Raw genomic sequence first — 24,881 nt, 5'->3', positions numbered from 1 at the left:
ATGGGAGCCATAAGGCTCCCTTTTTTTATGCGTCGCTTCGGAAAAACTGGGGTGGGCCCTCCTGCGGAGGGTACACCAGAGGTACCTTTTTAGTTGTTGAAGGCGATCATTTTGGCGTCAAAGTTCAGACGCTCCTGATTGTATTCGGCCAGCACTTTTTCCGCTTGAATGGCCAGCTCGCCATTCTGAGCCGAGGCATATTCCAAAGCCGTGCGCGTGGTGTTCACCGCCAGAACGTAATCGCTTTTGCGCATCAGATTCTGGAAGTCGAATTCATATAGCTTTGAAAATTTATTTCCGAAAGAGCGACGCATCTTCATCAGATGAGTCATGGAACGCAAATGTCCCAGAACACGCTGGGAATATTCCACCTTGACCAGATCCAGATCAATGCCCTTCTGCCAGCGCTGCAAGCGCCCCATCGAGGACACTTCCAAATAGCGTGTGATCTGATGATCCAGGCTTTCTGCCGACGTATTGGCTCTTTTCAAGCCCAGTCGCACAGCCTGATGTTGCTTCTTTTCCTGCGCCATTCTTTGAACAGCGGCGCCCTTTGTCGGCTGTCTCAGTCTGAGATTCATCCGATCAAATGAAGCTAATGAGGACTGACCATGGAAAATAGTCAGTGCTACAAAGAAAGCTGCCAGTATTCTGCCTAAGAGAGTCGTTTTGCTTGTCATACCTAAGGATCAATACAAAGCCCGTGCCGTGGATGATTTTGAGACAAAATTGGTTGAGCTATTCATCGGTCAGATTCCAATCCACCGGACCATGCTCTTCACGACGTGTGTTGAAGAGTGTGCGTGCCCACAAAACAATTTCGTCCACGGCAGTTTCCAGATGGGCCTCATCCACAACAATGCTGGGAATATCCAGACGGGCGACTCGATTGCGCGTATCATCCGTGGGGCTTTCAACAAAGATCAGGCCTTTTAAAATATCCGTGCGACGACTGGCTTCCGCCAGAAATTCGCCCCCGACACTGACACCCACAGCGAAAATGCGATTTTTATCGACCTCGCCATAATCCTCAAGAAAATGTAGAGCTGCCAGGATGTCCTGCAGTCTTTTAAATGGCGACTCCCACGGCTGCGGTGCGGTTTCATCATCGCCAAAATAGTTGTGATCCATAATCAGGGTGACAAAGCCCTGATGACTGACTTCCCGGGCAAGATAATCAACCACCTGAGCGGTGGCTCCGGTCATCGCCCCTTCAAAAAGGCAACCCGCCATGATCTCGTCAGTTGTGTCAGGAATATAAAGTGTTCCTTCCAAAAGGCGCCCTTGCGATGCAAAGTTGACTGTGAGTTTCATACAGAACCTCCGCGGCTTTTTCCATTAAAACACCGTCGGTCCTCTTCCTCTAAATGTCAGGCACAGGGCTGCTGCAATACAGGGCCCGAACACGGGGCCTTGTGATTTCACACCAGCGTTTGGTCGAAGATTTTTAATCCAGACTGATAAGATTTAAATTGATCATAAAATTACGAGCGATGCGATAAGCCCTGTGCTTGGCTTCGTCAGCTTTAAGTCCCACGAAATGTTCATCGACAGTTGCGACAAACAAACGCAGCCACTGTTCAAAATGCCCCGGCTGCAAATTCAATTTCATGTGCGGAGGAAATGGTCTTCCACGATAAGAGTCTTCGCCCAAAAGAAGATCTGCCCAGAAGTTATATAATTTCGGCAGATGCTCGTCCCAGTCCACCTTGGCCACATCCGTAAAAATCGGTCCGATATAACCGTCGGCACGAACCTTGGCATAAAATCCATCCACCAAAATTTGGATATCTTCGCGGGTTTCAAGGGGCTTGCGTTTCTTTTCCATGTCTGTTCTTTCTCACACCCAGGGGTTTACCACAAGCTTTTATGATCCTCGGTCTGCTTCACGCCCTCCGGGATTCTATACCACCCCGAAAATAAACCCCGGGGTGATATCCTCTCGACATCTCCTAAGTAATTGGCAGAACATCCAGATCTTTAGGGCGAATGCGACGAAGTTCCTCTGGAATGGATTTTAAAATAGCCTCTCCTAAGGCCTCGATCAGTTCGCTTTTATAGTGTTCGCGACGATAGACCAACCCTATTTCGCGGGCGGGAATGGGACGTTCAAACTGCACGATCTGACTGCGATCCCCGATTTGTTCCGTCGCCAGATGCGGCAGCAAAGTGTAACCGCCATACAGATCCACCAGATTTTTTAAAGTTTCCAGACTGCCGCTTTCAAACTTATAGCGTCGCCCCGCCCCTTTGTTTTTTTTCACCGAGCACAAATCCAGAACCTGATTGCGCAGACAATGCCCCTCTTCCAGCAGCCAGATGTCCTCCATGCTCAAGTTCTGATATTTAATCTTTTTCAGATGGGCATATTCATGATCTTTTTCACACAGCACGTAGAACGGCTCATAGTACAAAGGATATTCAAACATCTTGGCAACCTGTGTGGGGGTGGCCAAAATTCCCACGTCGATTTCATCATCGTCCAAAGCTTTCAGAATCTGTTCTGTTTGCAGCTCCTTGATATTCAGTTCGACCTCGGGGAAAAGCTCTTCGCACATCGGCAAAAGTCGAGGCAGCAGATACGGCGCCACTGTCGGGATGACACCAATGGACAAAGATCCTTGTTTCGCGCCTTTGGTTTCCTGCTGAATAATGCTGCCAATTTTCTTGGCCTCAAACAGGACCGTCTGCATTTGAGAAATCAGTTTCTTCCCCATTTGGGTCAAAAGAATGGGTTTCTTGGAACGATCAAAGATCACGATCCCCAGATCATCTTCCAGCTTCTGTATCTGCATGCTAAGCGTGGGTTGAGTCACGAAGCAGGCCTGAGCCGCCTTGGCAAAATGTCCGTGCTTATGGACCGCCATCACGTATTCCAGCTGCGTCAGAGAAAAGTTCACTTTAGGGCCCATACAAGCCTCCCCGGACCCATTATGTCGCAATAGACAAAATCTATCAATAGATACTTTTAATTGATTTCCTTAAAAGTGGTTGATCCCGTAGTCTCAAAGACGAAAGATGTCTGCTGGCAATTAACAACGCTGGTGGACCCCTAATTTGGCCATTGGCCCCAATACAAACCACTTTATTCTAAGGAGAATAAATGCAAACTCTGATCAACACGCAAGTGCCGGAATTTAAAGTTCAAGCTTATCACAACAACGACTTTAAGACTGTGACTCACAACGATCTTAAAGGTAAATGGTCCATCTTCTTCTTCTACCCTGCGGATTTCACATTCGTATGCCCTACTGAATTGGGTGATATGGCTGACAAATACGCTGAATTCCAAAAATTGGGCGTGGAAGTTTACGGTGTTTCCACTGACACTCACTTCACACACAAAGCATGGCATGATGCTTCTGAAACAATCAAAAAAATCAAGTACCCAATGCTTGCTGACCCTACCTTCCAATTGACTCGCGCTTTCGGCGTGCACATTGAAGAAGAAGGTCTTGCTTACCGCGGTACTTTCCTAGTGAACCCTGCTGGTAAAATCGTACTTGCAGAAGTTCAGGACAACGGTATCGGCCGTAACGCTGATGAATTGTTCCGTAAAACTCAAGCAGCTCAATACATCGCTGCAAACCCAGGCGAAGTCTGCCCAGCAAAATGGACTCCAGGCAAATCCACACTAAAACCAGGCCTGGATCTGGTAGGTAAAATCTAAGATTTGATTCTTAAAGCGAGTCCCCGCAAAAGCGGGGACAAGCCCACGGAGTCAAAAAAACTCCGCACCACAGAAATTAGCTGAAAGGCGCAAATGCCAGTCAGTTGCGCTTTTCAGGTAATTTCCCCCGTAAAAATGGAGGCCAAAATGTTAGATCAGGGTCTTAAAGAGCAGCTTCAATCTGTTTTTGCCGCTCTCGAAAACACCGTCGAACTTGTTTACGCAAACAGCTCCCACGAAGACAATAAAGAACTTGTGGAAATGCTGGAAGACGTTGCAGGCACATCGAATAAGATTGTGGTTCGCAAAGGCGACACGACCTCCCCGGCTCCTTTGTTCCACATCGAGCACAAAGGCAAACCGACGGGTATTTCCTTTAAGGGCATTCCCGGTGGTCACGAATTCACAACTTTGATTCTGGCAATTCTGAACACAGACGGCAAAGGCAAGCCTTTGGACAGCGTTATCGCAGCCAGGGCAAAACGCCTGAAAAAGAACATCACCATTCAGTCCTACATTTCTTTGACGTGTGAAAACTGTCCGGACGTGGTTCAGGCGATCAATCAGATTGCGCTGGCTCACGGAAGCATCAAGCACGAAATCATCGACGGTGGTTACGTTCAGGACGACGTTCAAAAACTGGGCATCCAAGGGGTGCCAAGTCTGGTGGCGAACGCCAAGATGTTCCACTCGGGCCGTATTCAATTGATGGATCTGATGGCGAAATTGGAATCCACTTTCGGTGTCGATGATTCTACCGCACCGGCAGAGCCCGTGAACGCCAATCTGGGCCATTTTGACGTTTTGGTTATCGGCGGCGGCCCTGCGGGTGCATCTGCGGCGATCTACACTGTTCGCAAAGGTCTTAGCACTGCGATGATCACTGAAAAAATCGGCGGTCAGGTGCAGGAAACCAAAGGAATCGAAAATCTGATTTCTGTGACTTATACGGAAGGCCCGCAACTGGCGGCGCAATTAAATCAGCACGTAGCCAGCTACCCGATCAAAGTTTTTGAAAACCGCCGTGTTAAAAAAATCCTGACCGAGGGAAAAAGCAAAACGATTGAACTGGAAAGCGGCGAACACATGACCGCGGATTCTGTCATCGTCACAACCGGCGCCAAATGGCGTGAACTGGGTGTGGACGGAGAAAAAGAATATCTGGGTCGTGGCGTGGCGTACTGCCCTCACTGTGACGGTCCTTTCTACAAGGATAAAAAAGTTGCGGTGATCGGTGGCGGCAATTCGGGCGTGGAAGCGGCGATTGATCTGGCTGGCATCGTTCGTGAAGTGGTGGTCTTTGAATATAATGACCAGTTGAAAGCCGACAAGATTTTGGTGGATAAACTAAAATCCCTGCCGAATGCTTCGATCATCACCAATGCCAAAACTGAAAAAGTGATTGGTGACGGCCAAAAAGTTCAGCAGATTCAGTATTTGGATCGTGGCCTGAACAAGACAGAAAAAATGGATTTGGATGGCATCTTCGTGCAGATCGGCCTGGTCCCAAACAGCCAGTTCCTGAAAGACACGGTCGAGCTGACCAAGTTCGGCGAAATCGTGGTGGATGAAAAAGGCCGTACCTCTGCCAAAGGCATCTATGCCGCTGGTGACGTCACCACGACGCCTTACAAGCAGATCGTCATTGCCATGGGCGAAGGAGCCAAAGCCGCTCTGGCCGCCTTTGAAGACCGCATGTACCATTCTTAACAAAAAAGGTATGAAAAAAGGTACGGACTTACTTTTGGTAGCATCACTGCGTCTAACGCATGCGAGCCACCAAAAGTAAGTCCGTACCATTTCCTTCTCTTGACTCCAATGGTGGCTAACCTACGATAAAGTCACCAAAACAGGAGTCCATTTAATGACGACAGTATTGAAAGTGCCTCTGATGGCCGCTCTGGTTTTCTCCATGAGTGCCTGCCAATCTTTAAATAAAAAAGAAACCGTGAATTCCGAATATATTCCGCGTGAAGTTCTTTTCGGCAATCCGGATATTACGGGAATCAGAATCAGCCCGGATGGAAAATATGTGGCTTATCTTTCTGAACACAAAGGTGTTTTGAACATCTGGGTTCAGGACTTTGGCAAGCCAGAAACGGCAAAGCCAGTCACCCACGACAGCAAGCGCGGTATTTTCCGCTACAACTGGACTTATACCCCGGGCACTTTGATCTTCAGTCAGGACACCGCGGGTGATGAAAACTACGGTCTTTACACCCTGAATGTTGCCACGGGCGAAACCACAGAAATCACCAAACCCGGCAAAACCACCTCACAGATCGCAGAGATCAGCCATCTTCGCCCCAATGAAGTGGTGATTATTTCCAATGAACGCGATCCAAAGTTCTTTGACTACAAAATCCTGAATCTAACAACCAAAGCGACCACGGCTCTGTTCACGAACACCGAAAACTTCGCCGGCATTCTGTTTGATAAAAACTATCATCCCGTTCTGGCCAGCAAATCCAACAAGGACGGTTCTTCCACCCTTTATCTGTGGAATGATAAAAACAAAAAATTCACCAAAAAGAGCGTGATTCCATTTGAAGACAGCCTGACCTCTTCAGCGGTGGACGTTTCTCACGATGGCAGCAAGGTTTATCTGGTGGACAGTCGTAAACGCGACAAGGCTGCACTGGTTGAATGGGATCTGAAAACCGACAAAACCAAAGCGCTGGCTTCAGATGAACGCTCGGATATTCAAAACCTGCAAATGCATCCCCAAACCGGAAAGCTTTTGTGGGCATCTTCCTATTATTTGAAACGCGACATCCAGTTCTTTGACAAGGATTTCCAGACTCACTTTGAAGATATCGAGAAAAAACTGAACACGGAAGTCTCTGTGACCTCCATGAGTCTGGATGGAAACCAGTGGGTGTTGTTTGCGGATTCCACGGATAAACCTGTGGCGTTTTATTTCTATGATGTCAAAACCAAGACACTCAGTGCTCCTCTGTATCATACGCAAGACATGATTCCTTACGCCGACCGCCTGAACCCGATGGAGGCTGTGGAAATTCCATCCCGCGATGGCTTCCAGCTGGTTTCCTATCTGACTCAAGCCCGAAAGCCCGCTGGCAAGTCTTTGGTGCTATTTGTTCACGGTGGCCCTTGGGGACGTGATGACTACGGCTATAATCCCTACCATCAATGGCTGGCGGACCGGGGCTACAATGTCCTTAGTGTGAACTTCAGAGCCTCCACCGGATTTGGGAAAAAGTTTTTGAATGCCGGAGACAAACAATGGGGTCGCAAAATGCACGACGACCTGATTGATGCGGTTAACTGGGCTGTTAAAAACGGTTATGCTGATCCCGAGCAAGTGGTCATCATGGGTGGATCTTATGGCGGCTATGCGGCGCTGGCGGGGGTGACTTTCACTCCGGACACTTTTGCGGCAGCTGTGGACATCGTCGGCCCGTCCAATCTGGAAACCTTGCTTAATACGGTTCCTCCTTACTGGGAAAGCTTCCGCGCAAACCTGTACAAACGCGTGGGTGATCCAACCACCAAAGAAGGCAAAAAGCTTTTGAAAGAGCGTTCTCCGCTGACTTATGCGGATAAAATTAAAAAGCCGCTGCTGATTCTGCAAGGAGCCAATGATCCTCGCGTGAAGAAAGCCGAGGCCGATCAGATTTACAACGCCATGATGGCAAAAAAGATCCCGGTGGAATATGTGCTGTTCCCGGACGAGGGCCACGGTTTTGCCAAAGCCGCCAACAATATGGGGGCGAATGCCATCACCGAAGAGTTCCTGCAAAAGTATTTGAAGGGGCGCTTGGAGCCGATCGAGGCTCATGTGAAGGCTTCTTCGGCGCAATTCATCACAACGCCTCAGTAGAGGACATAAAAGAAAAAAGCCCCGGACTGATCTGTACCCCGTTTCTGGGACAGATTAGACAACCGGGGCTTTTTTTATAGTTCGCAAAGTTCGATGGAATGGCCGTCAGGGTCCAAGACGATGGCTTTTTTGCCATCAGGCATATCCGTAGGGTCTAAAATGCACATAGCCCCCGGGACTTTGACAAGTTCCTGCACCGTTTTTTCCAGATCAGTGATCTTAAAGCCCAATTGCAGGCTCGGAATCTGAGACCTCTGCGGATTCTGGATATTGTACAAAGAGAACTCGACACCGTTATGAACGGCTCTGTGGACTTCACTCCCCTTATCAACTTTTGACGCTGTAAATTGAAAGCCGATAATTCGATAAAAACCCAACATGCCCTGTAGCTGCGTGGTGTTTATTGTGATAGAAGTGAAAAGTAAACTCATCTGCCCATTATCCGAATCGAGGCCTTATGAAACAAGAGAAAATTTACCTGAAAGACTATAAAGAGCCAGCGTTCACGGTGGATTCCGTAAACCTCGACTTCAATCTGAATGAAGACTTTTGTCGAGTTGTCGCAAAAAGCCAGGTTCGCAGAACTGAAGCCGGTGCCGCCCTTCACCTGAACGGCGAGGAATTGAAGCTGGTCAGCATCAAAATCAACGACAAGCCCCTGAGTGCCGACCAATACCAGATCACAGCTGAAGAGCTGATTGTTCCATCAGTTCCCGACAGCTTCACTTTGGAAATCGAAACAGAACTGCAACCGCAGAACAACACCTCGCTGGAAGGTCTTTACAAATCCAACGGGATCTTCTGCACACAGTGTGAAGCCCAGGGCTTCCGCAAGATCACTTTCTTCTTTGACCGTCCGGATGTGATGACCTCTTATTCCGTGACCATCGAAGCGGACAAACAAAAATATCCGGTGCTGCTGTCCAATGGGGATCGCATCAAAATCGAGGACCTGGGCAATGGCCGCCATAAAGCCTTCTGGAAAGATCCGCACAAGAAACCGTGCTACCTGTTCGCACTGGTTGCCGGTGACTTGGGTGTGATTCGCGACACCTTCACCACTGTGAACGGTCGCAAGGTGAATCTGGAAGTGTATGCAGCCCACGGCAAACAAGAGCGCTGCTGGCATGCGATGGATTCCCTGAAAAAATCCATGAAATGGGACGAAGAGGTCTTCGGTCTGGAATATGACCTGAACGACTACATGATCGTGGCAATTGATGATTTCAATGCGGGCGCGATGGAAAACAAAGGCCTGAACATCTTCAATTCCCGTCTGGTGCTGGCGGATTCCAATTCGGCCACAGACGTGGACTTCCACAGTATCGAATCCGTCGTAGCACACGAATACTTCCACAACTGGACAGGCAATCGTGTGACTTTGCGTGACTGGTTCCAGCTTTCTTTGAAAGAGGGTCTGACCGTCTTCCGCGATCAGGAGTTTTCTGCTGACATGACAGATCGTGGTGTTCAGCGTATCGAGGATGTGGATGCTTTGCGCGCAGGCCAGTTTGCTGAAGACGCCGGCCCCAACGCGCACCCGGTTCGTCCAGAGTCGTGCATGGCGGTGGATAACTTCTTCACCATGACCATTTACGAAAAAGGCTCTGAAGTGATTCGCATGATGCAAAAAATCGTGGGTCGTAAAGGCTTCCGCAAAGGCATGGATGAATACTTCCGTCGCCATGATGGTCAGGCTGTGACAACCGAGGACTTTGCCTCTGCGATTGCCACTCCGAATGGCAAGGACTTCACACAGTTCCGCCGCTGGTATCATCAGGCCGGAACTCCGGTGGTGACAATTCAGGAAAACTTCGATGCCGCCAAAGGTGAACTGACGGTCACATTGGAACAAAGCTGCCCCGCGACTCCGGGCCAGCCGCACAAAGAACCGTTCCATATTCCATTGATGATGGGTCTTCTGGACAAATCCGGAAGCGATTTAAAACTGAATTGTGACAAAATCACAGTGAACAGTGACGGCAAAAACCTGATTGAGCTAAAAGAGCAAAAAGAAGTTTACACCTTCACAGGCCTGAAAGACCGCCCGGTTCTTTCAATCCTACGTGAGTTCTCTGCACCTATCAATTTGAAGTGGGAAGCTTCGGAAGAAGACCTGTACTTCCTGATGGAAAAAGACACGGATTCTTTCAACCGTCGTGAGATGGCACAAAAGATCTCCCTGCGTCTGCTGCACAAGCTGATTGATCAGGCTCGTAACAAGCAAGCATTGAATGTGGACCCGCGCTTTGTTAAAGCAGTGAGCGCCATTATCGCTGACGAATCCATGGACCCGTCTTTCAAGGCTAAAATGCTACAACTGCCAAGTTACGCCGTTTTGGCACAGGAAGAAGCCGTTCTGGATGCAGAGGCCTTCTATCAGGCGCGCACAGCTTTACGTCAGGCCATTGCCAAAGAAAATCGTGGTGCTTTGCTGAACATCTATCGCAAGTTCCACAATGTAGAGCCCAAAAGCCGTGACACCAAAGTCTTTGGTCATCGCTCTTTGAAAAATCAGGCTTTGACTTATCTGGCGGAACTGCACGATCCGGAAATCATGGAAATCGTGAACAAGCAATATTGGGAAGCGCAAAACATGACAGATCGTATGACTGCCATGATGATTCTGGCGGATTCAGAATCTGCTCACCGTGAAAAAGCTTTGCAGAACTTCTATGAAGACTGGAAGAATGATTCTGTGGTTCTGAACAAGTGGTTCACGGCACAGGCGACAACAAATCGCAAACAGGTTCTGGAAGACGTCAAAGCTTTGACGAAGCATCCGGCATTTAACATCACCAACCCGAACAATGTCTATTCATTGCTTCGCGCCTTTGGTGCAAATCTGGTGCGCTTCAATGATCCGAACACCAACGCTTACGAGTTCTATGCTGACAAGATCCTTGAGATCGACACCAAGAACCCGCAAGTGGCCGCCCGTCTGTGCGCTGCTTTCAATTTTGTGCAAAAGCTGGAACCAGCCATGAAGGAAAAGGCCCTGACCCAAATCAAACGCATGGTCGCTGTGGAGTCTTTGTCCAAAAACTCCCGCGAGCTACTGCAGTCTGCCCTGTCATAAAAACAAAAAAGGGAGGTCTCAAGCCTCCCTTTTTTTTAATATTTCGTTCGGCAGTGCTCGAGGAACTCTTCGCGGGTTTCCATGCGGCTCTTGAAGTGACCTCTGAGGTCACTGGTACTGGTGGTGCTGGAGGTGTCTTCAATACCTCTCATCATCACACAGTAGTGTTTGGCATTGATGTGAACAGCCACGTGTTCAGTGCCCAGAATGTACTGCAAACAATCCGCGATCTGCTTGGTCAGACGCTCCTGCACCTGAGGGCGTCGTGAGAAATACTGCACAATACGATTGATCTTGGAAAGCCCGATGACCTTTTGGTTGGGAATGTACGCCACTGTCGCAAAACCATCAATTGGCAGGAAGTGGTGTTCGCAGAAAGACAGACAACCGATATTTTGCACCACGATCATTTGATCGTAGCTCATTTTATTTTCGATCACTGTCATCTTCGGGAATTTTTTCGGATCCAGACCACCAAAGACTTCATTCACATACATCTTGGCCACACGACGAGGCGTTTCGCGCAAGGAATCGTCATCCAAATCCAATCCCAGGGTCTGCATGATGTCCGTGAATTTTTCGGTGATACGTTCGATTTTTTCCTCGTTGGTCAGACCGTTATGCACCATTGGTGTCGGACGGACATTTTCAAGGATTTGTTTTACGGTTGGCGCAACGTCAACAGACAAAGATTCCTCTTTGTTCCTGGCTGCTTTTTTAGATGTGTGCTTGGATGTTTTCTTTGTTGTTTTCGCCATGCGATCCACCTTGTTGGAAAAGCCCACTTATGCCCTAAAAATGACAGAGACGAAAGAGGATTCTATGTTTTTTGCAGATTTTGGCTGGAAAGCCACTGACGAAGCAGCTCTTTTTCACTGGAATTCAGTCCTGCGAAGTGAACACGCAGAATACCGCCCTGCATGTCAATCACCCTGCCCTCGCACTGAATATCATTGATTTCAGAAAGCTGAATGGAAACGGCCTGCCCTTTTGCGTAAGAGCCCGTCCCCTCTGGCACCGCGATGCGAGCCCCGGTATATGACAAATCCACAGTTTGAGCTTCAGTTTTCCCGTCCAGTTGATACCATCCGAAGAAGTCCGATAGTTATAGCTGTTAAGGGTCACATCCGGATCCACGCGGATCACGGTCTTGGGTGACACTTGCACGATGGAACCTGTGACTTCCGGGACAATAAGCGGTCACCTGTCGGCGCAAACCAGTTTTGACGACGATCCAGATACGGATAACGGAAAAACGAAAACACAGTGACGACAATAAACACAACGATCAGACAATCCAGCAGTCGCGCAGAACTGACAATGGGATCAACGGCGTTCAGCTCCTGGACCAAATGATATGAGGTGTCCACAACAAATGCCGCACACAAGACAATGCCGATGATCCATGAGGATTTATGACGAATCATCAGCGTCACGCCAGCGCCGAACACGAAGATCCAACTAAGCCAAGTCAGGATGGAAACGCCTGATCGCTGCATCATCATCACATCCAGCAAGGGAGTGAGAATCAGCACCGCTGCGGCCATTTCAACAGTCCTGGGACGTTCTAGAGTGGTGGTTTTTACTTCCATGGGAAACTTATCGGCCAGTATGCGTGCCAGATATAGATTTTTATTGATTATCTTGTCTCGTCACTTAGAATTTCTCATTGTGAGACACATTAAATATCTTCTGGCAGTTTTCATCTTTGCGGCGATTCTTCAAACCGAAACGGCTGAGGCCTACCCTGACTTTATTGGCTACTCTTACTCCTCCTGCATCACCTGCCATTACAATGGTCTGGGTGGCGGCGCGCTGAATGACTACGGTCGCGCCCTGTTTGCCGGTGAAATCACCTCCCGCGCCGTGTTCCCTAAAAAAATGGAAGATGAAGAAATCTCGATGATGTCCGGATTCTTGGGAACCAAACAACTTCCATGGTGGGTTCGTCCAGGTTTAAAATATCGTGGTCTGTGGCTAAAGACCTCTCCGGGCTCCAAAGCCACGATCGAGAAGTTCTACAACATGCAGAATGATATCAACATGAACTTCTTCCTGGATAAAAAGCAGACCTATGCCCTGATCACCACGATTGGATACACAGGTCAGGAAGCGTACTACGGAAAAACCAACACCTGGTTTATGCGTGAATACTATCTGCGCTGGAAGCAAAGCAACAACCTGTGGATCTATGTGGGCCAGATGGACAAGGCTTTCGGCATCCGCAACGTCGATCACTCGGCGGTGAATCGTAAAGTCATCACACTGGGACAGTTTGACCAGTCTCAGGGCGCCATTGCCCACTTCACTTATCCTGACTGGGACATTGCCCTGAATGCCTTCTTTGGAAATGCCGCTCAAGAGGACAACGAAAAACAAAAAGGCTATTCCATCGCGGGTGAATATCAGGTCTTTGAAAAATTCAAAATTGGCGGCTCCTTCCTGATGTCTGAAAGTGACCTGGAAAAGTGGAAGCTTGCAGCATTCACCACGCGCATGGGCCTGTCCAAAGGCTCCGCCATCATGGCGGAAATCGGTTTGAAAGAGCGCACACCACAAATCGGTGTCACTGATCCTGAACTGGGAACTTATGCTCTGGTGCAAACCCTGGTGAATCTGGAACGCGGATACAATCTGCTTTCCGTTATCGAACATTCCAAAAGAACCATCACAGAATCCTCCGACGAAAGCATGAAGTGGGCGATCGGGGCCCTGATGTTCCCCCTGCCCCGTACCGAATTGCGAGTGATGGGCGTGAACAACAAAACTTATCAGGCTTCCGGCGGTGCTGAGGATCAATGGTCCCTGCAAGGCCAAGTGCACGTTTCTTACTAGGAGAGCTCATGAAAAAAATCCTGCTGCTGCTTTTGACAATGGGCTTAGTGACTCACACCGCCTATGCCCAGGAAGAAACCGACGAAACGACGGAAGAATCCACTCCGGCCACAGAAACAGCGACCAAAAAACCGGCACGTTCCCGTTCATTGCAAAACTGGGGTGTCAGCCTTTCCACCCTTCAGTGGAATGAAACCCTGCGCGTGCAGGACGGCATCAATATGAGCCGCCAGCCCGCAAACTACAATGCCATCACCGTCACCCTGATGAAGGAAATCACTTATTATCGCTGGGGCTGGAGTGCGGGTGTGTTTATCGGGTCCGGTCGCGCCAATGGCGGGGTTCCGGGCGAAGGTTATCTGCAGGACAAAGTGGCCTTTACGACTTACGGAGTCTCCCCTCGCGGCTTTTATCGTTTCTCCGGTCGTATCAATGCCGGCGTGACCTTGATGGGAATGTACAAGAACATTGACTGGCCCCGCGAAACCTCCACGCAAATTGTGGATGCCGGGCGCAATCTTTATGTCGCAGGTCTGTTGGATTTGAATATTCGCCTGTTCCGCAAATGGGATTTCTATTCAGGCCTGGGCCCCCTCAAAGAGGGGGACACGCTTTGGAAAGTCGGCGTTAATTACCGCTTTTAGGACTTAACCGGCAGATTCACATTCAAGGTGACTTCGTCTTCCACACCAACACCCATGTAGTTGATGTCGCTGATACCGAAGTCACTCAATTTAAGCTTGAATGTTGCCTTCAGCACTTTGCCTTCAACTTTGTAAGTGCCCGCGATGTCTTTTTCCACGCCGCGGATTTTGATCTTACCAGTCCCTTTGCCGCCTTTACCCGTTGCAGAAAGCAAAACTGCTTCCGGATACTTGCTGGTTTCCAGATACTTTTGCGTGTGTTTGTCCCGCACTTCCACGCCGGTTTTAATATTCTTCAGGTTGACCACGATATTCTGAGCAGAGACCTCGTCTCCTTTGACAATCGCTTCACCTTTAACATCGGATGTCTTGCCTTTGAAATCCCCCATTGGATTCAAAACAACATCCACGACCACGCTTTGAGCCATCGTTGCGGTTGAAATCCCCATCGTGACAATCAATGCTGTCAAAAACTTCATATGTACCCCTCCACCCTTTTGGTGATTGTTGCTTCAACGTACTTTGTTGTTATTAGTTTTCAATACTGTTAATCCAGTCTTCGACTGCTTGTAACTCGGCAGCACTCAATGTGCCATCGGTAGGCATAGTTCCACTCGAATTGACTGAATTTCCCTTCAGATAAGTATATAACTTAGAACCCGCCAGATTTTTTGCGCGGACCCAGTTATTGGCAATAGCTTTTGTTTCTGTCATATTTTTCAGGTTAGAGCTGTGAATATGACATGTCACACATTTCGCGTCCAGCAAGGACTTCACCGGAGCAAACTTCGGATTCTCTGGCGCTCCCCCATCTTTGCCTTCGTTTGCAAGACTTGGATCGAATATCACATTTTCAATTAAATTATTGGTTGCGATGTAGCGAGACATCACATTCAATTCACCTTTGGTTAACACAGGAACCTGAGCACTATCCCCCGCATAAACGACATATTCGTAGATCTGCCCGGCAGTCCCGCCAGTCTCAACATCTTTCATCGAGTTATAGAAGCTATCCGCCTCTAAAACTTTCTGAATAGTACCAGCCTGAACCACTCCATTAATAAGAAGGGAAATTTCCGTCGGTTTTGTGCCGAATCCCGCCGCGATTATCATTCTTTCACCAAGAGACGGTAAGTTAGCCTCCATATAAGTATATTGACCACTTGTTGTGGAAGCATGGGTTGCGCGAACTTTGCCGCCGGAAATACTGATAAATGCGTCCTCCTGATTGGCACCAGAAGTGACAGAAATAATTTTCCCTGTAATAGAGCGATCCACTGCAATCACCATCGAGGTTTGATTAGCGTAAAAGATACCTTTATCAACAAAGGACGGATTGCCCGGTTTGGACCAAAATACCAATTGATCGGATTCGACATTGGTAAGTTTGGGAAGTGCTTTTTGATCCAGCGCTGTTTGAGAGTCAAACAAACCCTGTTCGTACAAAACCTGGTCCTGCAACGCAAAGTCACTGCAATTCTGGAAACCCAGAACCATTGCCATAATGGCAACACCTGCAAATGTCTTTTTAAATCCCCCAAGTTTCATCCTACGCTCCCCAGTACTCTTATCGGACACTCGTACTATATCAAAAGCCGTTTTGTCTGTTTTTCCCCATCAGATCAAAACGGCTCATTTTGATACACCGTTATTGCGGTGTATTGGTATCCACCCACTTATCGACGATCGCGCGCATGGATGAAGACATCACACCACTGCGTGGCATCGGATTGTTGGCGTCGTTCACACGTTTTTTGATGGCAGCAGCCTTGGCTTTCGCCTGTGCATAATTACTCAGATCCAAACCACCATCAGCAGATGCTCCTGTATGACAACTCAAGCACTGTGTTTTAAACACATTCACTTTGCTGTCCGTACCCACCAGCATACTGTAGGTCACCACGGAAGGAGTTTCATCCACCGGGATCACAACATTGGAACCAATACCACAAGTCGCTGTTGATTCCGCTTTTTCAATGGATGTAAACTGCAACGCAAATTTGTCCGTCGTTTTGGTGGTAGAAACCACCAGCAACTGAGCATTCCCCACCGGAGCCAGATTCAAAGCTGTTCCCGGACAGATCACCGCATTGATGCTGCGGTAAACCGTGGCAGAGTCAAAGAGTGCATTGTTCACATAGAAGAAGACTCCACGCACACGATACTTCGCCGTACCGGATGTGATGGACATGGTCGGATTGCGAACGGCATAGCCCACTTCTGTTCCACTGACCTTGGCCACTTGAGCCTCAACAGAAACTTTCAACGGGAACAGCGCTGCCTTGGATGGCATGTCGGCCGCCGTGCTCATGTTCCATTCCAATTTTGTCCAGGTTGCTGAATTGGCCTTGCTGTTCACGATCGCTGCATTGGTTTTGTAGTTGGTGACCACAGATTTGTCTTCACCATCCACACCCTTACAGCTTAGGAATGAACTCTGCGCCGTTTCCCATTCACTTTTCAAACTGGCAATCGCCCCATTATGCGTGGAACCCGTGTATGGCGGGTTGTGAGTTTCACTGATCGCATTCAAGGACACCAATTGGTAGCCTTTATCCTTAAAGACCTGATAGGACATCAAAGAGTTCTTGGAGGCAAACGCCGGCGCTTCGTGCTCACCATTGTGGCAGCCCGCACAGTTTTGCTTCAGGAACTGGTAATAGCCGGAGCCGAACTTGGCAAACAGTTGATCTTCACAAAAATCCCCTGTGCTGGCATCAGAGTTATCAACGTCCTCGTCGGGAGTGGTTCCCGCTCCGGCATTGGAACTTCCCTGACTGATCAGCTTGACCGACTGAGCGTCGATCTCAAAGCCTTCCCCCAGGCTCTGCGCACAGTTTTGGAAGCTCACTACAAGAATGAGTCCCCCGAATAAGGCGCCAGATATCTTCAAGGCTTGAAGTTTCTTCATTCGCTTCCCCTTAAGCTACGTGAAGTTTAACAACTTGCTCAACGTCATCGGCTTGTAAAGTCGCCGGTGCGAGTTGCTTGAACATCCCCATTTTATAATTCAGATTCAAATAATTCGCCAGAATAGCTGCCGCGACATAATCCGGGCGAGACCCCACGAGCGTGGTATTATCCACGCTTTGATCCGGCAGATAATGCCCCACCTGAGTTCCACTGGAAGTCACCTTACCTTTTGGATCAAAGGCAATAATGAACTGCAAAGACGACGTATAGTCACTGGACCAGATGGATGTCGGACTGTCAGAGGTTTCTGAAACGCAAGCCCCGTCTGTTGTCACCATCAGGAACAACGGTTTTTGCATCTGGTTTGCCAGTTCCAGCATACGACCAATCTGAACCCCGGCATCGAAGTCTTTTTTATCCGCAGCGGTTCTCACACCTGGAGAATGATAGTCATAGCCGCCCAAAGTGATGCGACCGTGAGCAATATTACCATTCAAGGCATTGTAAACCACACCGGCTGTCACGGCATTGGCGTTGTTGGCCGCTGTACCGGTTGCGATACCATAAACCTTTTGCACAATGGCGTCTTTACGAGGATCCACGCCGCTGGCCCCACCGGCTTTGATAATGTCTGCGGATTTAATTCCGGCCTCTTGCAACGCCAGCTTCAAACCATCGTCTTTGGAATTCAGACGAGCGATCTGCGACTGGGTCATCTTGCCAATGAAAGAGCTCAGCGTTCTTTTCTGAGCGGCATTCAAAAGACCGTTATCAGCCAAAGTGCTGGAATAGTTCAATGCACCGAACATATTATCCAGACTGGCCAGTTCCAACATCGAGTTTGGAGAAGTGAATACAGGACGAAGGTTCTCGGCAGTCGATCCCTGATGCACTCCGGGAAGAACTTTTCCTATCAGACCAGCACGCTCCAATGGACCGGACAGATCATAGAATGGGCGAAGTGCGGCCTGACCTGCGGTATCGTTCGCAGTATCCGTACACAAAGCCACCAAACGAGCTTTACCCAAAGTTGCGGCAGAAGCCACAGACTTGATACCTTTATGCAATTGAGAGGTCGAAGCAAAGTCCGCACCCATAACTTTCTCTGTGGCAAAACCGGCCTTGCCCAGACCCAGTTTGCTATAAGAGCTCAGCAGACTGCCGCCTTTGTCTCTGACAACAAAGTTACCGTGCAAAGCAGCTCCACCACTAAGACTCAGAGTCACGAACGGCATCATTTGCACCGCCGCCTCATCAGCCTGAGCACGACTGGTCATACTCAGAATAGAAGTCACTGCTCCCGGTACTGCCACGCGGGCTGCAAAGGACAGCACACCTGTTTCCAGCAGTTCCCTGCGGGAAAGTTTCAGGCTGGAGATATCTGTTTTTTCATCCAGAACTTTTTTTAATTTATCGTTTTTCATCTTTCCCCCACTATCCCCAAAGCTTACAAAAGGTATGAATCCGGAACCGACAACATGCCCGTGCAGATAAACACGGCCAGTTTGTCAGACTCTGTGGCTTTGCTCATCGCCGCCGAGTCCAGAGTGCTGAAGTACTCATCCACAGTCTGAGAAATCAAAGCCAGTTCTTCCTTGGAAGGCTGACGCATCCAGAAACGATCCACCAAAGAAACATAGGTATTGATCGCACCCAGTTTTCCGTAGCTGGAAGGCCCTTTGGCGAAATCAATGTACTTGAACAAGTCCTTGGCGCCCTTTTTTTCCTTGGTCACAGCCTGTTGGCAAACCACCCCAGCTAACGACGTGATCGCAATGATCGAAGGAGAATTCACCAGCGTCAGATCATTCTGCGCCATCAGCAAGTTACGACGATAATTGATCTCTGCATTAACCGCTGTCATATTGATGTCCGTGCGGGAAAGACCCAGCAACGACATCATGGATTCCAGGGTCTGCTTGGCATCAACAGGAGCCCCGTCAATGTCTGTTTGCGGTTTGGAATTGGAACTGCCATTGGTGATGTCACTGCCACCACCGTTCAAAGTCACTTCCTCAAGACTGGCAAAATCCACCTGTTTGGCGCAGTTCTGAAATGAAGCCGCCACAAACAGGAAAGAGAAAGTCACACCAATCACAGCGCCGATTTTATTTCTAGCTTTCATGGCTTACTCCCCCTTTACCACGCCGCAGACAGGATCCAGAGCGACTTCAGTGTAAAGATTCTTCAGGTTATAACCTACCGCTTCGAAGCGATCGCCCAGACGCACCAGTGTGGAATACTGAGTCGCCTCAAGCTTTTTCAGACACACACTTTCATACACACGTTTTGCCATACACTGGCTAAAACGACGGGAGTCCGAAAGCATACGACCGAAATCCTTCACGCCGGAACCACCCGCAGATGCAGGGCCGCGCCAGCCGAAGAACGAGGACTTGCTGCCCAGAGTGGCGTTATTCACGAAGTTGTCACTGTTCACAACGAAACCATACGGGTAGCTGCCTTTATTCATTTTCACAGCCACACCAGTCGTGGAGTCAAAATTATTGCGCGGGAACTGTATCCGTTTACCCGTGGCCTGCAAGTATGGGGTTGCCAGATTTATGTTTGCAGGACGGCCCTTATTGATCAGCTTGTTCAAAAGGCGTGTTTTCTCTGCATCAGCCACTTTGGCGGCTGTCAGTTTTTTGTTGTAGAAATCATAAATCAAAGAAAGTTCTTTCTTTCCATCCAGATTACACACCAGGAAGTTATCTTCGCGCGCTTGCGCTGTGCCTGCTGTTGTACCCAATTTATTCAGACAGTTCGCCGTATATTCAGTGATGTAGTTGGCAGCTTTATAGTTGGCTTTGATTGTCGCCAGCACTGTTTGATTTGCGGCAATGGAGCGATATTCCGCGAACAAGGCATTAGCCACCGCCGGATCACGAATGGTATTCAAAGTGTTTCTGGTTGTCGTGGTTGCCGCCGCCTGAGTCTGACCACGGCTGACCAGATAAGCCACGCGCGCTTTAAACCAAGTGGAGTTCTCTTGATTAGTCACAAGGTCCGGAAGGATATTGTTGATTGTTGGAGTCACAAATTCCTTATAGTACGCATTGTAATCGTCAAGAATCCCCTGCTTCACGAAGAAGTCACCATTCATATGAGAATAGGTTCCCGTTGCGCCACCGTGTGTGAAGTTCACATACTCCATTTTCGCAAAGGCACCGCGCATACCATCCATTACGGAATGGCAGCTCTTACAGCTTGTAAGATACTTATTGTGGTCCCCCGCCGGAAAGCGTTCCACGTCACGCCCCACATATTGGTCTGAGGCACTGGAATCCGCCGCTTCCGCCATGGAAACACAAAGGAATTGTTTCAAAGAAAACTCAACAGCACGACGGTTGGTACCACCGCTGAGATTTCTTTCCGCAAAAGTGCGTGTTGTGAAAACACCTGCTGCTTCAGGGTTCGTGCCCAAAGCCACTACCGGACCAGCTTTATAGTTCGCCTGTGTGTCCTCTGTATCCCAGAAGTTTCTCACAAGCTTCTGGCTGCTGTTTTTCACCAAGATACCCTTATTGGTCATATCCAGATACGTTGTTTCAATCGGTGTGTAATTGTTTTGATTGATGTAACGGGTTCTTTCATCTGTGTCGTTGGCAACACCACGAACTTCGTAAGAATAATCCGCCGTCAAAATATCACGGAAGTCCGCATTGTCACGCACCACCCCGACCACCAGTGCCGAGAAGTCGTTAAATGGAACTTTCACGGATTCATCTTTATTAGAAAGACGAAGTGAAAGGTTTTTAACCTGGACGTTCAAAAAATCCGGAGTTGTTGTGATGTAGTTAGCTGCACCACGATCGTTGTTCTGAGAAATCAGCTCAGCAACTTTCTTAAGCTCCGGTTTTGTCGAAGACACTTTAACGCCTGTCATTCTCTCGTAGAGTCTCTTGGCCTTTAACATGTCTTTATCTGCTGCGTGCGCATTTGCCATAGACAATGCCGACGCAACTACAACCAGATATTTGTAGCCCCTCATACTCAATTCCCCCTGAGTGTTTACATTATCGTCTAATTCAGGAAAAATTGTGATGCCTTCGCAAAAGAATTTTCACAGCGGAGCTTGGTCAAAAGCTTCGACAGCAGCTCATCGTGAGACACTTTTTTCGCAACATGAAAGCTAAGTGATTGAATGCAGGAACACCTCCTGTTCAGGCTGAGACAACCACCCCGCCGAAGAGGTGGGGAAAAAGTGTTCCCCACCCTGCGGGAGCGCCATTTTTCGCGCATTTTCCGTTTCACTCTGAGACTGCAATCCCGCAATCGTAAGGGAGCCTGCCCGATTCTTGAGGGTTTTTCAGTAAATAGCGTCTTTCTTAAATTGCAAGCCCCATGATCTTGCCTTTAGTTCCAAGTTAAATTGTCGATAAGATCAATATGAGATTCTTGATTGCAACACTATTGATATCATCTTTGGTTTCACCAGCTTGGGCACTTAAAACAGTCGTTGTTAAGAATGACCGGGCATTGCTTGATCTTGAAGGCGAAGACCTTCAGGTCGGAGACAAAGTCGGCGCCCGCGATGCCGATGGCAAAGCACGCGCACTTCTGGAAATCAAACAGATCAAAAACGGAAAAGCTGTTGCCGCTGTACTCAAGGGAAAAATGAGTCAGGAATACTCTGTCAGCAAAATCGGCGGGACCAAAACTTCTGCCGGTGCTGCAAAGGCTTCCTCTCCAAAATCCCCGCGCAGCAAATCCGCATGGGGTGTGACTGCGGGCTATGCCATGAACAGCATGACCGTAAAACCCAGCGCCAACTCGTCAGTGTCTTTATCCGGCAGCAGCATCAATGCCTCCGGCTTTTATCAGATGAACCTTGATGGCAACATCAGTGCCCGCTTCCTGGGGGGCTATGAAACTCTGGTGGCCAAGGGGACTTCCTCCAATGTCACATGTTCAGGCACAGAGTGCTCCGTGGACATCAGCTATCTGGGTGTTGAAGCTTTGGTTCGCTACTCTTATCTGCGCAATACCAAATTCGATGCGTGGGTTGGTGGCGGTTTGGGCTTCCTGTTTGCGATTGGCAAATCCAGTAACGTCCTCAACACCAGTAAGATCAGCACCAACCAGACCTTCGTGGGTTCTTTGGGGCTGGATTATCACCTGAACAAGAAAAACTTCATCCCGGTGCAACTGGATTATGCCATGTACCCGGATAACAACACTTCTGCTGCGAACCAGATCATTCTTCGCGCCGGCTGGGGTATCAACTTCTAATTTACATGCGGAGTGTTTCGGATGAATAAAATTCTGTTCTTTCTTCTGGTGGCATTTATTGCCACTTCTGCGTATTACAATAACAAAGAAGGAAGTTCAGATCTGGCCTCCTCGTCCCCGCGCCAGTTCACGCCACTGCGTTTGCCGTTACTGCCGAAAACCGGCTTGAATACCTTTAACACAGCCGCAGAAGCCTACAACTATCAGGAAAGCCAGCACGAACGTGCCGCCTTCGACTGGAATCCGGGCTATCCCGTTTATATTCCCACCTTCGACAGTCAGAACCGTCCCTATCTGCGCAAACACGAACGCAGTCAGACCACAGATCTGACGAATGGCTTTGTCCGCTATGATGGCGGAGGCTGGACCAGTCTTCCGCTGACTCTGGATTCACTTCAGTCTCTGGCACCGGAAAACACGCTGGAAGAACTTATTCGCAGCAACCGTCAGGACATCCTGTGGGACCCGAAAATGGCGGTCTTTGACCGTGATGACATCATGTACACGACTCTGCGCTTGAAGGCTGGAAACCCCGCAGAAAAAAGTTACGTCGTGATGTATTCCAAAGATTACGGGCGCAGCTGGAAAAGTCTGACCTTGCAAAAATCCACCAGTCTGCCGGAATGGTATGATCTGGAGCGACCTTATTCCCCGGCGCCTCTGCAAGGGCCTCCGGCGTTCCTGTATTATCAGGCCACCGGAAAAGCTCCGGGTTATGAAAAAGGTTTTGAGTACTGGCAGGGCACCACCGGCAAACTGATCTTTCAGGCCTCGCACTTTAATGCTGACGGAGATCTGGTCACAGATCTGCCTGTGGTTTTAAGCGAAACGGCCCAGCCCATTGGTTATCGCAGCGGCAGTGCCGTGAAGATTCTGCGTTCCAACGACAAGTACTATATCACCTGGTTGGAAGCCACAATGGACCACAAGCTTGAAAAAAACGAGCGTGGCCGCCCCACCAACACCAGACCGGACAAGCTGGGCAATCCATACTCTGGAATCTGGATTGCGGAATATGACATCAAAACCAGAAACTTTATAAAAACTGAAATTTTAAAAAGCTGGCCTTTGAACGACAGTCACAATCAACCCGGTATCGTGCGCAGCAAAGACGGACGCCTGCATGTGATTGGCGGCGCTCACGGGGCTCATTTTGCCTACACTCATTCCCTGCAACCGGATTCCATCAAAAGCTGGCAGGAACCTGTGTATGTGAACACCACGGACAGCGGCTATTCCGCAAACTTCAATATCCCGGGATATAAAGGCGGCAGTCAGACCTATGTGTCTTTGGTGATCGATTCCCAGGACCGTTTGCATCTGGCATATCGCCTGTGGGCGCACGACAAATCAGTTTTTGATTTCGAGTATTTCGGTGCCCTTGCCTATCAAAGCGCTGCCCCGGACAGCTCTGGCAAAAGCTGGAAATGGTCGGAACCCAAAATTCTGGTTTATCCTAATGCGCAGGAATATACGCACTATTATCAGGTGCTGACTTTGGATCGCAAGGATCAGCTTTATCTGGAATATTCCCAGATGCGTCCGTATGCACCCTACTATTTCAAGGCCCCCAGCGAAGAGCAGGTCAACACCTCGCCCATGCTGAACTCGGCTTTGCTGAAATCAGAGGACGGCGGAAAAAACTGGTTTCTGGTTAATGACCGGGACTTTGCCAAATAAAAAAGGCGGCTTGAAAGCCGCCTTTTTAGTTTTCAAAAATGCCCGATGTAATTACTTGATGGACATCAGCAGTTCTGCTGTTTCCTGAATCCACGGCACATAAGCATCCACTCTTGTGAAGATGGACATGATAAAGCAGTCTGGAGTCAGTGGAATTGGCAAAGAATCACCACGGCTGACAACACCCATCAGATAAAGCTTTCCGTTTTTCTCAACATACGCCGGGCCACCGGAATCACCGCTGCACACGCCTTTTTTCAAGGACTGATCAATCATGATTTCAGTGCTGCCATAAAGAGGCTTTTTCACTTTCAAATCTGTCGTGCGCAAAGTGCCAGCACCCTTTTTAATCCCCCAGGCCCAGTTCAAACCGTAACCTGCAACCACGACGCGGGAACCTTTTTGCAGCTCACTGAAGTCCTTGTACAACGGAGCGGGCGCATAACCTGCCGGAGCTTCCCCTTCGAAACGAACCAAGGCAATGTCAGCTGTGTCTTCCACGCGCTCTGGATTATAAAGCTTGTGTTGCAAAGCTTTGATGGTTTTACGGGACATGGATTTATCAAGGTCTTTAAGTTTCTGACCGAAGAAAACAATCAATTCATTGGAATTTGGGTCCACACAGTGTGCTGCTGTTAAAACCAGCTGTGGAGCAATCAAAGTGCCTGTGCACAATGCTCCAACCTTGGCGTCGTAAAGACCCACAGTGGAACGTGCCACGATACTGTTATCAGCAACAACATCGCCACCAATCACACCATTTTGAGCTTCAGTAGTCTGTACCTGAGAAGAGTTTTGCTGACCGCAAGCTGCCAACATGGCCGTCGCCATCATAGTCATCGTTATCTTTTTGAGCATGAATAACCCCTTTTGATTTTTTCGATGCGCCCGTTCTATCAAAAACCGGACAAAAAGGTTGAACTAAGATTCCGCCCTGATCTTTTTTCCCGAACCTTCCCTATTTACATTGGCCGCCACAAA

The 24,881-nt window shown here is 48.8% G+C and carries 23 protein-coding genes; 8 read left to right on the top strand and 15 right to left on the bottom strand.

Annotated elements, in window-relative coordinates:
• Nucleotides 1-89: 89 nt before the first annotated feature.
• The 4 genes from EZJ49_RS08515 to EZJ49_RS08500 all read right to left on the bottom strand — a co-directional run bounded on the left by EZJ49_RS08515 (nucleotide 90) and on the right by EZJ49_RS08500 (nucleotide 2,912).
• Nucleotides 90-581 (bottom strand): hypothetical protein, encoded by a 492-nt coding sequence (locus EZJ49_RS08515; protein ID WP_262551595.1) that lies wholly within the window; start codon nucleotides 579-581, stop codon nucleotides 90-92.
• A gap of 157 nt (nucleotides 582-738) precedes the next feature.
• Nucleotides 739-1,314 carry an alpha/beta hydrolase gene (locus EZJ49_RS08510; protein ID WP_262551594.1) on the bottom strand — a complete coding sequence of 192 codons (576 nt, stop codon included), beginning with the start codon at nucleotides 1,312-1,314 and terminating at the stop codon, nucleotides 739-741.
• A gap of 133 nt (nucleotides 1,315-1,447) precedes the next feature.
• Nucleotides 1,448-1,828, bottom strand: coding sequence for a group III truncated hemoglobin (locus EZJ49_RS08505; RefSeq protein ID WP_262551591.1), 381 nt, complete (start codon nucleotides 1,826-1,828; stop codon nucleotides 1,448-1,450).
• A 124-nt stretch (nucleotides 1,829-1,952) separates the two neighbouring features.
• Nucleotides 1,953-2,912 carry a LysR substrate-binding domain-containing protein gene (locus EZJ49_RS08500; protein ID WP_262551589.1) on the bottom strand — a complete coding sequence of 320 codons (960 nt, stop codon included), beginning with the start codon at nucleotides 2,910-2,912 and terminating at the stop codon, nucleotides 1,953-1,955.
• Nucleotides 2,913-3,103: 191 nt separating this feature from the next.
• Between EZJ49_RS08500 and ahpC the strand changes: the two genes are divergently transcribed.
• From ahpC to EZJ49_RS08485, 3 genes are all read left to right on the top strand, one after another.
• Nucleotides 3,104-3,670 carry an alkyl hydroperoxide reductase subunit C gene (ahpC, locus tag EZJ49_RS08495; protein WP_262551588.1) on the top strand — a complete coding sequence of 189 codons (567 nt, stop codon included), beginning with the start codon at nucleotides 3,104-3,106 and terminating at the stop codon, nucleotides 3,668-3,670.
• A 147-nt stretch (nucleotides 3,671-3,817) separates the two neighbouring features.
• Nucleotides 3,818-5,380 (top strand): alkyl hydroperoxide reductase subunit F, encoded by a 1,563-nt coding sequence (ahpF, locus tag EZJ49_RS08490; protein WP_262551587.1) that lies wholly within the window; start codon nucleotides 3,818-3,820, stop codon nucleotides 5,378-5,380.
• 154 nt (nucleotides 5,381-5,534) lie between these two features.
• A complete protein-coding gene (locus EZJ49_RS08485; protein WP_262551586.1) occupies nucleotides 5,535-7,514 on the top strand; it encodes an alpha/beta hydrolase family protein in 1,980 nt (659 codons plus the stop codon).
• Nucleotides 7,515-7,588: 74 nt separating this feature from the next.
• On the opposite strand, the gene EZJ49_RS08480 is transcribed toward EZJ49_RS08485, so the two are convergent.
• A complete protein-coding gene (locus EZJ49_RS08480) occupies nucleotides 7,589-7,945 on the bottom strand; it encodes a VOC family protein (RefSeq protein WP_041577782.1) in 357 nt (118 codons plus the stop codon).
• Between the two features lie 26 nt (nucleotides 7,946-7,971).
• On the opposite strand from EZJ49_RS08480, the gene pepN reads away from it, so the two are divergent.
• Complete coding sequence (gene pepN, locus EZJ49_RS08475) at nucleotides 7,972-10,593, top strand: aminopeptidase N (protein WP_262551585.1); 2,622 nt, start codon at nucleotides 7,972-7,974, stop codon at nucleotides 10,591-10,593.
• Nucleotides 10,594-10,628: 35 nt separating this feature from the next.
• Here the strand turns inward: pepN and folE are convergent, their stop codons facing one another.
• From folE to EZJ49_RS08460, 3 genes are all read right to left on the bottom strand, one after another.
• Complete coding sequence (folE, locus tag EZJ49_RS08470) at nucleotides 10,629-11,351, bottom strand: GTP cyclohydrolase I FolE (RefSeq protein WP_262551583.1); 723 nt, start codon at nucleotides 11,349-11,351, stop codon at nucleotides 10,629-10,631.
• Between the two features lie 62 nt (nucleotides 11,352-11,413).
• On the bottom strand, nucleotides 11,414-11,644 hold the full coding sequence (locus EZJ49_RS08465; protein ID WP_410468734.1) for a PilZ domain-containing protein: 231 nt from the start codon (nucleotides 11,642-11,644) through the stop codon (nucleotides 11,414-11,416).
• 91 nt (nucleotides 11,645-11,735) lie between these two features.
• The gene (locus EZJ49_RS08460) at nucleotides 11,736-12,185 is read right to left on the bottom strand and encodes a hypothetical protein (protein WP_262551582.1); all 450 of its coding nucleotides are present in this window, start codon (nucleotides 12,183-12,185) and stop codon (nucleotides 11,736-11,738) included.
• A gap of 79 nt (nucleotides 12,186-12,264) precedes the next feature.
• On the opposite strand from EZJ49_RS08460, the gene EZJ49_RS08455 reads away from it, so the two are divergent.
• Both EZJ49_RS08455 and EZJ49_RS08450 read left to right on the top strand, forming a co-directional pair.
• A complete protein-coding gene (locus tag EZJ49_RS08455) occupies nucleotides 12,265-13,428 on the top strand; it encodes a hypothetical protein (RefSeq protein ID WP_262551581.1) in 1,164 nt (387 codons plus the stop codon).
• An 8-nt stretch (nucleotides 13,429-13,436) separates the two neighbouring features.
• Nucleotides 13,437-14,072, top strand: coding sequence for a hypothetical protein (locus EZJ49_RS08450; protein WP_262551580.1), 636 nt, complete (start codon nucleotides 13,437-13,439; stop codon nucleotides 14,070-14,072).
• Here the strand turns inward: EZJ49_RS08450 and EZJ49_RS08445 are convergent.
• The 6 genes from EZJ49_RS08445 to EZJ49_RS08420 form a co-directional block, all read right to left on the bottom strand.
• Nucleotides 14,069-14,551, bottom strand: a complete 483-nt coding sequence (locus tag EZJ49_RS08445; RefSeq protein WP_262551579.1) for a YceI family protein — start codon at nucleotides 14,549-14,551, stop codon at nucleotides 14,069-14,071. The two genes, EZJ49_RS08450 and EZJ49_RS08445, sit on opposite strands and share 4 nt — an antisense overlap.
• A 52-nt stretch (nucleotides 14,552-14,603) precedes the next feature.
• The gene (locus EZJ49_RS08440; RefSeq protein ID WP_262551578.1) at nucleotides 14,604-15,620 is read right to left on the bottom strand and encodes a hypothetical protein; all 1,017 of its coding nucleotides are present in this window, start codon (nucleotides 15,618-15,620) and stop codon (nucleotides 14,604-14,606) included.
• A 100-nt stretch (nucleotides 15,621-15,720) separates the two neighbouring features.
• Nucleotides 15,721-16,983, bottom strand: coding sequence for a hypothetical protein (locus EZJ49_RS08435; protein WP_262551577.1), 1,263 nt, complete (start codon nucleotides 16,981-16,983; stop codon nucleotides 15,721-15,723).
• Between the two features lie 10 nt (nucleotides 16,984-16,993).
• The gene (locus tag EZJ49_RS08430; RefSeq protein ID WP_262551576.1) at nucleotides 16,994-18,409 is read right to left on the bottom strand and encodes a hypothetical protein; all 1,416 of its coding nucleotides are present in this window, start codon (nucleotides 18,407-18,409) and stop codon (nucleotides 16,994-16,996) included.
• 23 nt (nucleotides 18,410-18,432) lie between these two features.
• A complete protein-coding gene (locus EZJ49_RS08425; protein WP_262551574.1) occupies nucleotides 18,433-19,110 on the bottom strand; it encodes a hypothetical protein in 678 nt (225 codons plus the stop codon).
• A 3-nt stretch (nucleotides 19,111-19,113) separates the two neighbouring features.
• On the bottom strand, nucleotides 19,114-20,859 hold the full coding sequence (locus EZJ49_RS08420) for a hypothetical protein (RefSeq protein ID WP_262551573.1): 1,746 nt from the start codon (nucleotides 20,857-20,859) through the stop codon (nucleotides 19,114-19,116).
• A gap of 518 nt (nucleotides 20,860-21,377) precedes the next feature.
• Here EZJ49_RS08420 and EZJ49_RS08415 point away from each other — a divergent pair.
• On the top strand, nucleotides 21,378-22,220 hold the full coding sequence (locus EZJ49_RS08415) for an outer membrane beta-barrel protein (protein ID WP_262551572.1): 843 nt from the start codon (nucleotides 21,378-21,380) through the stop codon (nucleotides 22,218-22,220).
• 21 nt (nucleotides 22,221-22,241) lie between these two features.
• Nucleotides 22,242-23,900, top strand: a complete 1,659-nt coding sequence (locus tag EZJ49_RS08410) for a BNR repeat-containing protein (RefSeq protein WP_262551570.1) — start codon at nucleotides 22,242-22,244, stop codon at nucleotides 23,898-23,900.
• A gap of 51 nt (nucleotides 23,901-23,951) precedes the next feature.
• Here EZJ49_RS08410 and EZJ49_RS08405 read toward each other — a convergent pair whose 3' ends face one another.
• A complete protein-coding gene (locus EZJ49_RS08405) occupies nucleotides 23,952-24,758 on the bottom strand; it encodes a S1 family peptidase (protein WP_262551568.1) in 807 nt (268 codons plus the stop codon).
• Between the last annotated feature and the right edge of the window lie 123 nt (nucleotides 24,759-24,881).

Origin of the sequence: Bdellovibrio bacteriovorus, from assembly GCF_025558485.1 — a bacterium.
Lineage (GTDB): Bacteria > Bdellovibrionota > Bdellovibrionia > Bdellovibrionales > Bdellovibrionaceae > Bdellovibrio > Bdellovibrio bacteriovorus_G.
This window is presented reverse-complemented; position numbering and strand designations above follow the sequence as displayed.

Excerpts from the sequence above, each read along its gene's own strand:
- EZJ49_RS08515 (WP_262551595.1), bottom strand. The coding sequence starts at position 581 with ATGAATCTCAGACTGAGACAGCCGACAAAGGGCGCCGCTGTTCAAAGA.
- EZJ49_RS08510 (WP_262551594.1), bottom strand. The coding sequence starts at position 1,314 with ATGAAACTCACAGTCAACTTTGCATCGCAAGGGCGCCTTTTGGAAGGA.
- EZJ49_RS08505 (WP_262551591.1), bottom strand. The coding sequence starts at position 1,828 with ATGGAAAAGAAACGCAAGCCCCTTGAAACCCGCGAAGATATCCAAATT.
- EZJ49_RS08500 (WP_262551589.1), bottom strand. The coding sequence starts at position 2,912 with ATGGGCCCTAAAGTGAACTTTTCTCTGACGCAGCTGGAATACGTGATG.
- ahpC (WP_262551588.1), top strand. The coding sequence starts at position 3,104 with ATGCAAACTCTGATCAACACGCAAGTGCCGGAATTTAAAGTTCAAGCT.
- ahpF (WP_262551587.1), top strand. The coding sequence starts at position 3,818 with ATGTTAGATCAGGGTCTTAAAGAGCAGCTTCAATCTGTTTTTGCCGCT.
- EZJ49_RS08485 (WP_262551586.1), top strand. The coding sequence starts at position 5,535 with ATGACGACAGTATTGAAAGTGCCTCTGATGGCCGCTCTGGTTTTCTCC.
- EZJ49_RS08480 (WP_041577782.1), bottom strand. The coding sequence starts at position 7,945 with ATGAGTTTACTTTTCACTTCTATCACAATAAACACCACGCAGCTACAG.
- pepN (WP_262551585.1), top strand. The coding sequence starts at position 7,972 with ATGAAACAAGAGAAAATTTACCTGAAAGACTATAAAGAGCCAGCGTTC.
- folE (WP_262551583.1), bottom strand. The coding sequence starts at position 11,351 with ATGGCGAAAACAACAAAGAAAACATCCAAGCACACATCTAAAAAAGCA.
- EZJ49_RS08460 (WP_262551582.1), bottom strand. The coding sequence starts at position 12,185 with ATGGAAGTAAAAACCACCACTCTAGAACGTCCCAGGACTGTTGAAATG.
- EZJ49_RS08450 (WP_262551580.1), top strand. The coding sequence starts at position 13,437 with ATGAAAAAAATCCTGCTGCTGCTTTTGACAATGGGCTTAGTGACTCAC.
- EZJ49_RS08445 (WP_262551579.1), bottom strand. The coding sequence starts at position 14,551 with ATGAAGTTTTTGACAGCATTGATTGTCACGATGGGGATTTCAACCGCA.
- EZJ49_RS08440 (WP_262551578.1), bottom strand. The coding sequence starts at position 15,620 with ATGAAACTTGGGGGATTTAAAAAGACATTTGCAGGTGTTGCCATTATG.
- EZJ49_RS08435 (WP_262551577.1), bottom strand. The coding sequence starts at position 16,983 with ATGAAGAAACTTCAAGCCTTGAAGATATCTGGCGCCTTATTCGGGGGA.
- EZJ49_RS08430 (WP_262551576.1), bottom strand. The coding sequence starts at position 18,409 with ATGAAAAACGATAAATTAAAAAAAGTTCTGGATGAAAAAACAGATATC.
- EZJ49_RS08425 (WP_262551574.1), bottom strand. The coding sequence starts at position 19,110 with ATGAAAGCTAGAAATAAAATCGGCGCTGTGATTGGTGTGACTTTCTCT.
- EZJ49_RS08415 (WP_262551572.1), top strand. The coding sequence starts at position 21,378 with ATGAGATTCTTGATTGCAACACTATTGATATCATCTTTGGTTTCACCA.
- EZJ49_RS08410 (WP_262551570.1), top strand. The coding sequence starts at position 22,242 with ATGAATAAAATTCTGTTCTTTCTTCTGGTGGCATTTATTGCCACTTCT.
- EZJ49_RS08405 (WP_262551568.1), bottom strand. The coding sequence starts at position 24,758 with ATGCTCAAAAAGATAACGATGACTATGATGGCGACGGCCATGTTGGCA.